The sequence below is a fragment of the Leptolyngbya sp. GB1-A1 genome (assembly GCF_039962475.1).
GTDB lineage: Bacteria > Cyanobacteriota > Cyanobacteriia > Elainellales > Elainellaceae > Leptolyngbya_A.
The window spans coordinates 175,668-186,111 of record NZ_JAMPLI010000001.1 but is presented as its reverse complement, the minus strand read 5'-3'; the positions used below and the strand labels follow the sequence as shown (position 1 = coordinate 186,111).

Sequence of the window (10,444 nt, the reverse complement as noted above, 5' to 3'; positions counted from 1 at the left end):
GCTCAGCAGTTAAAGAACGCGCAGTACACTTGCGATCGTCTGCACTGACTCCATCGATCGAATTTCCGCCAGTGCCTCCCGGAAGTTGGCTTCTCGAACATAGTGCGTGATTACCACGATTTCTGCGGAATCATCGCGCATTCCGGTTTGCACCACCGATTCCAGGCTCACCTCGTGGTTGCCAAAACAGGTTCCGAGCTTCCCAATCACGCCCGGACTATCCTGGGTTAAAACCCGTGCATAAAATCGTGTTACCAGTTCATCGATCGGCGTGATTTTGCTGTAATGCTGATGGGAGCAGGCAAGCAACGGATCAAGCAAAGGTTTGCCATTGGGCTGCACAACCGTTTCGCGTCCTACTTTCAGAATGGCAGCAATATTAAGAATATCGGCGACGACTGCGCTGGCGGTTGGTCCTGACCCTGCCCCAGGACCGAAAAACATCACCTGCCCCACAGGTTCACCTTCGATCAAAATCGCGTTATAGACGCCATTTACGCTGGCAAGCGGGTGGCTCTTGGGAACCAGTGTCGGGTGAACCCGCACCTGCAACTGCTCTAGTTCATCTGTTTTAACAGCATCTTTAACAGCATCCCGCTTCGCCGTTGCCAGTAGCTTGATCACAAAGCCAAGCTTTTCTGCGTAGGCAATATCCGCTGCACTGACCGATCGAATTCCTTCGCAGTAGACTTCGGGTAGCTTGATTCGCCCCCCAAACGCCAGCGATGCCAGAATTGCCACTTTATCGGCTGCGTCGAGTCCATCAACGTCTGCTGTTGGATCAGCTTCGGCATACCCTAATCGCTGAGCGTCTGCCAGTACATCATGAAAATCACTGCCTTCCGCTTGCATCCGGCTCAAAATATAGTTTGTGGTGCCGTTCACAATCCCAATGACTGTCTGAATTCGGTTGGCACAAAGCGATTGTTTTAACGGCTCAATCACCGGAATGCCGCCCGCAACCGCCGCCTCAATCAACACATAAACCCCAGCCGCATTTGCTGCCGTAAAAATCTCATCCCCATAACGAGCGATCGCCGCCTTATTGGCAGTGACAACGTGCTTGCCGTGGGCAATTGCCTTCAACATTAAGGAACGCGCAGGCTCTAAGCCCCCCATCACCTCAACGACAATATCAATTTCTGGATCGGTGACGATCGATTCTAAATCAGTCGTGAGTTGCTCTGCGGGCAGATCGACCGACCTGGCTCTATCGAGCGATCGAACACCTACACGATGGATTTGCAGCTCTTGCAGCAAGGGATGTCGCTGCGCCGGATCAAGCAGAATCGCGGCTGTGCCTGAACCGACTGTTCCTAATCCCAATAAGCCAACCTTAAATGCCACGGGCAATCACTCACTCAAACAGGTCTACCTGACAATTGTAGGCGGGTGCGGCATCAGAAGCAGCACCTTAATCTCATCCTCAGTCGTCAAGATGCTGCTTTAGAGAAGCGATTGCAGATCTCCTGCAGAATCTCCGTAACCTCCACCCCTCTCACAAGTAAAAACCTCTTGTTGTCAGGCAATCTTCATATCTCCTTAAAAATCTCTTGATGATCACCCATGCCCAGCCGAAGTTGAATGCAATAAGATGGAGGTATCATCGAATCGATAAGGCAGCGATTTTGCCGCAGATGCTGTCTAGGGCAGCAGTTGTTTTAGGCAATCGGTAACTTCAGGCGATCGGTAAGGTGTTCCTGCAAAATCTGTCCGGTAAACGTCCGGTAAAAGGGTGTTCCAAGAGGGTGTTGCAAAAGTGTATTGCATGAATTGCCTGCCTCAGGCAAGCCACGGGAGCTGATTGAGATGGACAGCGAAACTCGGCAGTATTATCAGGTTCCCTCACGAGAGAGTCCTTTCTATGCTGTCTCAACCAACCGAACAATGAACAGCTGCAATCCGCCTCACGGCAGCGCGATCGATTTCATGCCAGAACTCGACTACCCGCCCCAGCTTGAAGATGAGGCAGCAGAGCAAATTTTAGAGCGGTTGCGTCAGGGTCAACTCTGGATTGTAAACAGTCGGCGACGCAACGGACTCATTTTATGTAAAGAGTTTCATGCCGAGTTTGCAGGACCAGGGGCAGCGATCGGCAGCATTTTCGATCAAGACTGTCAGCGCGTTATTCCCGTTGGAAACCTCTCTTTGCTGCGTCCTGAACATCACAAGGATCGCCAGAATGCCTACTTGATCCGGCGACAGTGGATCAAGCTTACCCAGCAGTCTACTGACCAGTCGGAGCCGGATAAGCGCGCCCAGATGGTCTTAACCCAATTTGAAACCTACTTTGATCAAGAAACGATCGCCCGCATCCCGGATGAGATTTTTGCTCTGCTAGTTGGGGTACTGCCTTACTCGATTCGTAAGACTCGTCGTACTCCGGGCAAGCTTAACATAAAGGTCAAAACCTGAGCAGCATTCGGTTTGCGGTAGATTTGGTCAACTTCCGTTGGAATTGAGCAAGCGAAAAATAGCTTTTGCTCAGTCAACTTTGCTTAGTCAACTAAGTGATGCTCCATTGCATAGCGCACCAGTTCTGCTCGATTGTTCGCTTCAGTTTTTCTCAGTAGGCTGCTCACATATTTCTCGATCGTACGCGGGCTCAGGTGGAGCTGCTCTCCGATCTGGTTATTCGACAATCCCTCGGATAGCAGGGAAAGAACTTCGATTTCGCGGCCTGTAAAATCTAATAGCTGCTGACGCGAAGCAGGCGGTTGAATTACAGGCTGCACAGCCGTATCTGTTTCTGATCTTCCCACCGTTGCCTGAGATCGCCACTCGGTTGCAATGAGCTGCGATCGTTCCAGCAAATTGCGAACAACGGCTCCCAGTTCTTCTAGCTCAAATGGTTTAGCAAGATAGGCATCACCCCCTAGCTGATAGCCACGAATTCGCTCCTGGGTATCGCTTCTGGCGGTCAGGAAAATCACAGGCAGCAGCCGGAATTCTGGCTTGAGACGCACCTGACGAACGAGTTCGTAGCCGTCCATTTGCGGCATTGTTACGTCTGTGACGAGCAAGTGCGGTCTGTAGTGACCGACCAAATCTAGTGCCTTTGCCCCATTGTCTGCTGCAATTACCGAATAGCCCTTGAGCTCAAGATAATCACTGACCGCAAGACAAGTTCCTGGATCGTCGTCGGCAACAAGAATTGTCAGGGGCATGAAGAATAACCTCTTGACATGACTTCTGACCTGGATAGAGTCAGAGATGAACTATATTTCATTGTGACTGCTGGAACTGTATCGTTTCTTCAGTTCTATGATGTATTTTGCCACGCCCTTTTGACTAGAAATGGCACTCAATCATCGGCTGCTGCGTCCTACAAGCAGATTGAGATCTTTCCATCTATGCAGTTTCATGCTGAGAATGGAATACTACCTGGGAGAGGAGTTTAAAAAAGCTATGAGTTCATCCTTGTTGTCGGGCAATGCGAAGGAACGGGTTGTGTTACCCAGTCAGCCGCTGGACGTCTCTGCGGTCGTGCCGCTCTACAACGAGGTGGAAAGCCTACCTGTGCTGATGGAGACGATCGCCCGAACGCTGCAAGACAATCAGCTCTCCTATGAAATTATCTGTGTTGATGATGGCTCAAAGGATGGCTCGACCGAGCTGCTAAAGCAAATGGCTCAGGAGCGGACGGACCTAAAAGCAGTGCTGCTGCGTCGCAACTACGGTCAAACTGCAGCAATGGCAGCCGGGTTCAACCAGGCGCGGGGTCGAGTAATTATTACGTTAGATGCTGATTTGCAAAACGATCCGGCTGATATCCCCAATCTTCTAGCAAAGCTGGCAGAAGGATATGACTTGGTGAGCGGTTGGCGCAAGCAGCGGCAGGATGCCATGATGACTCGCCTGATTCCTTCTCGCATTGCGAACTGGCTGATTGGTCGAGTGACAGGCGTGCAGATTCACGACTATGGCTGTTCACTGAAGGCTTATCGATCGGAACTCGTGATCGATATGAATCTGTATGGTGAGTTGCACCGCTTTCTACCCGCTCTAGCATTTATTGAGGGAGCCAGAATCGCTGAGATTCCGGTTCGGCATCATGCCCGCCGCTTTGGACAGAGTAAATACGGCTTGGGGCGCACATTTCGCGTTTTGATGGATTTGCTCACCATCTTTTTTATGAAGCGATTTCTCACCCGGCCCATGCACGTTTTTGGCTGGTTTGGCTTGATCTCAATGCTGCTAGGCATAGCAACCGGACTCTACCTGACCTTTGTCAAGTTTGCACTGGGGCAAAGTATTGGCGATCGCCCTTTGCTGTTTCTGGCAGTCGTGTTGTTCTTAACGGGAGTACAGCTTTTTAGCTTTGGGCTTTTGGCAGAGCTGCTGATGCGAACCTATCATGAGTCTCAAAAGCGTCCGATCTACCGAATTCGAGAAATCGTCGGGACATCGGGGTCTCTGCCATAGCGATGTCGCTTGGGTGGAATACTCTAAACGCCTTGCAGAGGCTTGTGCCAGTCCTTGGATACGTCCGATCGCGCACGCGGAACTTCACGAATTTTGATAGAGTCTTTAGGTGAATTAAGACTTGCTAACATTCCTGGCAATGTAGCTGTAAATCATTCCTAACCTATGAAACGCCAAACTTCTCCAATGCTTCGTCTTTTTGCCGCTCTAGCAGCAAGTAGCTGTCTCCTGACCGGGCTAGCTGCAACCGCTCTGGCTCAGGGAGGTCCGGGGTTAACGATTTTTAGTGGCGTAAGCCGGGAAAATCAGCTCAGCTATCGGCAGGACTACTATGGTAGACCGGGAACTCGCGATCGGTACTATCTCAATATTCCAGCCACCAAAATGACGTTTGCGGTATCTGAATTTGCCGTCACTTACCCCGAAACTTATGGGGGCAGATTTGACCCAGAGCGGGTCGAAGTCACGTCAAACGGCGAGAAAATTGCGATCGAGGATGTGGTATGGGATCAGGATAACCGGGTGCTGGAAATTTACCCTCAGGAACCTGTTCCGGCAGATACCCGGGTGCAAATCATTTTGTCTAACGTACGGAACCCCAACCGTCCGGGAACTCACTATTTCAATGCAATGGTGCGCTCTCCGGGCGATCTGCCGATGATGCGCTATGTGGGAACCTGGATTCTTAGCATCAACAACCAGGGCAGTGCATCTCGCTAGCCTTCTTGCTTCCCGGCAACGGGGTGGTATGATTAGAAATCGTGGCTTTTTAGATCTTTAGAATTGCTGGGAGCAAAGCGGTATGACTAAGCGCACCCTGGAAGGAACTCGCCGGAAGCGCAGACGGGTTTCTGGTTTTCGGACAAGAATGCGAACCAAGAATGGACAGCGTGTGATTAAGGCGCGGCGGCAGAAAGGTCGGGAAAAACTTTCTGTTAGTTAGACGCGATCGTCAATGGATGGGCTGACGTGGCTCTGCCTGGATGCCATCGGCTTAAACATCGTGATGACTTTAGCAGAGTCTATCAGTCGGGTCTACGGCGATCGACTGCTAATTTGACGTTGAGAGCTTTGCGTTTGCCGGCTGCGCTAAATTCAGAGGCAGTTCGCTGTGCCCGGATTGGGATTTCGATCAGCCAAAAAGTGAGTAAGCGGGCAGTAGTGCGAAACCGGATTAAGCGGCAAATTCATGCTGTATTCCGGCAGTTTCTTCCCGCTTTGGTTCCAGGCTGGATGCTGGTTATTGTGGTAAAACCCAGCGCAACTCAGTGCGGTTATGAACAATTTCTGCAAGAATTAAAGCAGCTATTGACAAGTGCTGAGGTATGGCATGGCGATTAAGGAAGAAGTCTATTACGAGGGCGGTCCTCATATCGGCGAGCTAATTACGAATATTCTGCTAGGCTTCACAGTGATATGCCTGCCGCTTACGGTTGGCGCGATCGTTCGTGCCCTCTGGCTTCGCTATCGCATTACCGATCGCCGAATCTCGGTAACAGGCGGCTGGATGGGTCGCGATCGAGCTGATTTTATCTACTCGGAAGTCGCCAAAATTGTGACTGTACCGCGAGGATTGGGAGCCTGGGGCGATATGGTGATTACGCTCAAGGACGGCAGCCGGATTGAGCTGCGAGCAGTGCCCAAGTTCCGAGAAGTGTATGGCTACATTAGTGAAAAAATTCCAGCAAGAGCGCGGAACATCAGCGGCGGGCTAGGTACGTCGAAGTAATTGCTCCGAGGGCAGGAGATGCTTTGAGTCTGAGACTCTGCGGGAAAATCCCGACCCTGTTGCTCAGATAATAGCTCCTTGCCTCTTCGGTTTTCTCTACTCATAATCGCTCACAATTTCGGTACGCTAGACTTGGACTCACTCGAAGGACGCAGGTAGACAAAGCGCATGGACTTTGGTGTCGGATTTTTATCAAACAATGTAATGCTGCCGATCCTGGATTTCTTTTACGGGATTGTGCCTAGCTATGGTCTGGCGATCGTCGCCCTGACCCTGGTAATTCGTTTTGCGCTCTATCCTTTGAGTGCAGGTTCAATTCGCAGTATGCGTCGGATGCGAGTTGCTCAACCTGCCATGCAAAAGCGGGTCAAAGAAATCCAGGAACGCTACAAGGACGACCCTGCAAAGCAGCAGGAGGAAATGAGCAAAACCTATAAGGAATTTGGCAATCCGCTGGCGGGATGTTTTCCCGTTCTGGTGCAGATGCCTGTCCTGTTTGCGCTGTTTGCCACCTTGCGTGGGTCGCCATTCTCTGACGTGAACTACAACGTTAACGTGCAGATTTTGCCGCGTGAGCAGATCGAGCAGATTCAGCCCCAAGCTTTTACCACGAATCCTCAAAATATTTATATTGCGGACGGAGTTCACGTTCCGGTCGCGGCACTGCTTGCAGGTGGAAATAAGCTTGCAATCGGTGAGAAAACGCCAATTCTGTTTCAAACTTCTGAGGGTAAATCGCTGAAAGAAGTGCTGGCGGAGTATCCTGAAACCGAGCTGAAGCCAAGCTGGAAGATTACCAAAGGCGAAGATCTGGTTCGCATTGATGAAAATGGTAGCCTGGAAGCACTCCAGCCCGGTGAAGCTACACTGCAAGGAATAATGCCCGGACTGGCAGCCAACAAAGGCTTCTTGTTTATCAAAGCTCTGGGACGAGTTGGCGCAACCGATCCAGATGGCAGCATTAATTGGGATATTGTCGGCATGGTGGTGTTCTTCGGACTCAGCCTGTACGTCAACCAGCTCATCTCAGGACAGGGACCGAACTCGAATCCGCAGCAGCAGACGGTCAACCGGATTACACCTGTGATATTCTCCGGGATGTTTCTGTTCTTCCCGCTGCCTGCCGGGGTACTGATGTATATGGTGATTGCCAACATTTTCCAAACCCTGCAAACTTGGATTCTTTCCAGAGAACCCCTGCCGGAAAATTTGCAAAAGCTGGTGGAGGCTGAAGAAAAAGCGCAGGGCAACGGTCGAGAAGCTTTACCGTTTGAGCCAGTTCGTTCTAAAAAAGAACTGGAGGAACCTAAGAAAGAAACGGCTAAGAAGGATGCGCCTAAATCCGAAAACAAGTCTGTGAATAAGACTGCAAAGAAAGACACTGGGCGCACCGACAAGAAAAAAGGTTAGGGGCTGCTATGGATGACACCTCAGTTCAGCACGGCAAACAATGGCTGGAAGAATTGCTGACCATGGCGGGACTGCCCGCCTCTGTTGAAGTGAATGCAGATAAGCTTAGCACGGAGGGGAGTTGCTGGCTGACGATCGACGATCGCACCCTGTCTCCTGCCCAGGTTGAGTCGCTGCTAGGAACGGATGGGGCTGTTCTAGACGCAATTCAGTATCTTGCGAATACTACGCTGAACTTAGGGCATCCAGAAGAGCAGCAAACCGCGTTTACAGTGGAGCTGGGAGGATATCGGGTACGACGGCAAACTGAGCTTCAGGCTCTTGCCGATCGTGCGATAGAGCAGGTGCGCGAAAGCGGTGAGGAATACGAGTTGACTGCCCTTTCATCCGCAGAACGCCGACAGGTACATACCTATCTGAAAGAATTCACTGACCTGGAAACCTTTAGCCGGGGGCGAGAACCCGATCGCCGCTTAGTGATTCGTCTGCACCAGATTGAAGCGGAGCCTGCTGAAGAGTAACCCTCATTCTGGGTAAACCCGAATCGCCCCGGTCGGAAAATACTCAACGTTTTTGATAAACAGTGCTTGTTAAACTGATGAAAAGAGCTGAGGCAGGATTGCTGTTTCTGTCGTGGCTCTAATTCGTGTTAAAGGGACTGATTATGGAACGGATCTACATCCCGCAGCTTCTAAAGGCAGTTGAACAAACCGAAACGATTTCTGTACGCGAGCACCTGCGCGAGCTGGAAACGCTGACTCCGGTGCAGGGCTTTGTTAAAGTGAGCCATCGGTCAGGCTATCTGGAAGTGCGTGCCCAGGCAGAAGCGATCGTAACGCTGACCTGCGATCGCTGCCTTCAGCAGTACAATCATCGGCTTGTGGTAGATGCTTCTGAGGTGATCTGGCTTCAAGAGCGAATTGAGCCTGAAGAAGAGGGCGCAGAGGTCGAAGTTGCCTTTGACGATCTGGTCGAAACGCTGCCGCCCAACGGATTTTTTGCGCCTGAAACCTGGCTGTATGAGCAGTTTTGTCTGGCTCTGCCACAGCGTCAGCTTTGTGATCAGCAGTGTCAGGGTATTCAAATTCAGGAGAACAGTGAGACGTCGGGGACAGTCGATCGGCGTTGGGCATCGCTGGAAGCCTTACGCAACCATCTACCCTAGTAGCAGCCGTCCTGTGCGGCAGGAAAATCAGCAGTTAGAACCGGAAGCGGATTGATTTCTAAGAGTGAATTGGTAGAGTGAAGTGGAGACTTTTCGTATAGCGATTTGCCTCAACTGTGAATCACTTCATCTGAACCGCTCACTAGGCTCTGACTGCTGATGGCTTTTAATGACGAGTTTGAACTGCTGCTGCGTGCCCGCTATTCCATCATTTACATCCCGACACGCGAAGAAGAACGGGTTGAAGCTGCCATTGTCGAATCTGCAAAACGGCAGGGCAACCGGGGTGTTTATTTCTGGGATTTTGTAGACGGCTATCAAGGTAATCCCAACGATACGGGCTTTGGAAAACGCAATCCTGTTCAGGCACTAGAATTTGTAGAAAAGCTGCCTGTGACGGTTCCTGCCGTTTTTGTGCTAAGAGATTTTCATCGGTTTCTCGAAGATGTTTCAGTGGCGCGGAAGCTGCGAAACTTGTCGCGTTTGCTGAAGTCTCAGCCGAAGAATATTGTGCTGCTGTCGCCCCAGCTCTCAATTCCTGAAGACTTAGGCGAAGTGCTGACCGTCCAGGAATTTCCCCTGCCGGAAACCGAGGAGATTCGAACAGAACTCAATCGCCTTTTACCTGCAACCGGGCAAACGCTGGACGCAAAAATGCTGGATGAACTGGTGCGTTCCTGTCAGGGACTTTCAATGGAGCGAATTCGCCGCGTTTTGGCAAAAGCGATCGCCAGTCGAGGAACCCTTCAGGAGGAAGATGTCGAGCTGGTGCTGGAAGAAAAGCGGCAAACCATTCGCCAGACCCAGATCCTTGACTTTTATCCAGCAACCGAGCGAATTTCTGACATTGGTGGACTGGATAACCTGAAGGACTGGCTATTACGGCGGGGCGGAGCCTTTACCGAGCGGGCGCGTCAGTATGGCTTACCCCATCCCAGAGGGCTGCTGCTGGTCGGCATCCAAGGAACTGGGAAGTCCCTGACGGCAAAGGCGATCGCCCATCACTGGCATTTGCCTCTGCTGCGACTGGATGTGGGTCGTTTGTTTGGAGGTTTGGTGGGAGAGTCGGAACTGCGAACCCGACAGATGATTCAGCTTTCGGAGGCTCTGGCTCCCTGCATTCTCTGGATTGACGAAATCGATAAAGCGTTTGCCGGTGTTGATGGTAGAGGCGATTCGGGAACCACGAGCCGTGTTTTTGGTACGTTTATTACCTGGTTAGCCGAAAAGAAATCTCCAGTGTTTGTTGTCGCGACGGCGAATAATATTCAGGCTTTGCCGCCCGAAATGCTGCGGCGCGGACGGTTTGACGAAATTTTCTTTGTGGGGCTTCCCAGCCAGGAAGAGCGAAAATCCATCTTTGCCGTGCATCTTTCGCGCCTGCGTCCCCACAACTTGAAGAGTTATGACCTCGATCGCCTTGCCTATGAAACCCCTGACTTTTCTGGGGCAGAAATTGAGCAAATTTTAATCGAAGCTATGCACCTGGGCTTTAGCCAGAACCGAGACTTCACGACAGAAGATATTTTAGAAGCTGCTAGTCAGCTCATTCCCCTGGCGCGTACTGCTCAAGACCAGATTCGGATTTTGCAAGACTGGGCAGAAAACGGCAGAGTGCGGCTTGCCTCTCGCCTTAATAGTTTAGGTAGCAGAATTCAGCAACAGTCCATACAATAGGGTGTCGTTGAGTTCACCTTTGAGATTGGGGATTGCAC

12 protein-coding genes are annotated in these 10,444 nt (G+C 51.1%); 10 read left to right on the top strand and 2 right to left on the bottom strand.

Annotation, left to right across the window (positions count from 1 at the left end):
* Positions 1-9: 9 nt before the first annotated feature.
* Positions 10-1,347, bottom strand: coding sequence for a homoserine dehydrogenase (locus NDI45_RS00825; RefSeq protein ID WP_190790175.1), 1,338 nt, complete (start codon positions 1,345-1,347; stop codon positions 10-12).
* Positions 1,348-1,809: 462 nt separating this feature from the next.
* Here NDI45_RS00825 and NDI45_RS00820 point away from each other — a divergent pair, with 462 nt between their 5' ends.
* Positions 1,810-2,415 carry a hypothetical protein gene (locus tag NDI45_RS00820; RefSeq protein WP_190790174.1) on the top strand — a complete coding sequence of 202 codons (606 nt, stop codon included), beginning with the start codon at positions 1,810-1,812 and terminating at the stop codon, positions 2,413-2,415.
* A gap of 83 nt (positions 2,416-2,498) precedes the next feature.
* Here the strand turns inward: NDI45_RS00820 and NDI45_RS00815 are convergent, their stop codons facing one another.
* The gene (locus tag NDI45_RS00815; protein ID WP_190790173.1) at positions 2,499-3,167 is read right to left on the bottom strand and encodes a response regulator transcription factor; all 669 of its coding nucleotides are present in this window, start codon (positions 3,165-3,167) and stop codon (positions 2,499-2,501) included.
* A gap of 241 nt (positions 3,168-3,408) precedes the next feature.
* Between NDI45_RS00815 and NDI45_RS00810 the strand changes: the two genes are divergently transcribed.
* The 9 genes from NDI45_RS00810 (at position 3,409) to NDI45_RS00770 (ending at position 10,406) form a co-directional block, all read left to right on the top strand.
* Positions 3,409-4,425 carry a glycosyltransferase family 2 protein gene (locus NDI45_RS00810; protein ID WP_190790172.1) on the top strand — a complete coding sequence of 339 codons (1,017 nt, stop codon included), beginning with the start codon at positions 3,409-3,411 and terminating at the stop codon, positions 4,423-4,425.
* A gap of 165 nt (positions 4,426-4,590) precedes the next feature.
* Complete coding sequence (locus NDI45_RS00805) at positions 4,591-5,145, top strand: DUF2808 domain-containing protein (RefSeq protein ID WP_199296339.1); 555 nt, start codon at positions 4,591-4,593, stop codon at positions 5,143-5,145.
* Between the two features lie 82 nt (positions 5,146-5,227).
* Positions 5,228-5,368, top strand: a complete 141-nt coding sequence (gene rpmH, locus NDI45_RS00800) for a 50S ribosomal protein L34 (protein WP_190790171.1) — start codon at positions 5,228-5,230, stop codon at positions 5,366-5,368.
* Positions 5,369-5,394: 26 nt separating this feature from the next.
* Positions 5,395-5,766 carry a ribonuclease P protein component gene (gene rnpA / locus NDI45_RS00795; protein WP_190790170.1) on the top strand — a complete coding sequence of 124 codons (372 nt, stop codon included), beginning with the start codon at positions 5,395-5,397 and terminating at the stop codon, positions 5,764-5,766.
* Entirely contained in the window at positions 5,756-6,154 is a 399-nt protein-coding gene (locus NDI45_RS00790; RefSeq protein ID WP_190790169.1) for a PH domain-containing protein, read from the top strand. The genes rnpA and NDI45_RS00790 overlap by 11 nt, the downstream gene beginning before the upstream one ends.
* 168 nt (positions 6,155-6,322) lie before the next feature.
* A complete protein-coding gene (gene yidC, locus NDI45_RS00785; protein WP_190790168.1) occupies positions 6,323-7,564 on the top strand; it encodes a membrane protein insertase YidC in 1,242 nt (413 codons plus the stop codon).
* 8 nt (positions 7,565-7,572) lie between these two features.
* Positions 7,573-8,085 carry a R3H domain-containing nucleic acid-binding protein gene (locus NDI45_RS00780; protein WP_348245784.1) on the top strand — a complete coding sequence of 171 codons (513 nt, stop codon included), beginning with the start codon at positions 7,573-7,575 and terminating at the stop codon, positions 8,083-8,085.
* A 143-nt stretch (positions 8,086-8,228) separates the two neighbouring features.
* The gene (locus NDI45_RS00775; protein WP_190790166.1) at positions 8,229-8,729 is read left to right on the top strand and encodes a YceD family protein; all 501 of its coding nucleotides are present in this window, start codon (positions 8,229-8,231) and stop codon (positions 8,727-8,729) included.
* A gap of 159 nt (positions 8,730-8,888) precedes the next feature.
* Positions 8,889-10,406, top strand: a complete 1,518-nt coding sequence (locus tag NDI45_RS00770) for an AAA family ATPase (protein WP_348245783.1) — start codon at positions 8,889-8,891, stop codon at positions 10,404-10,406.
* The last annotated feature ends 38 nt before the right edge of the window (positions 10,407-10,444 follow it).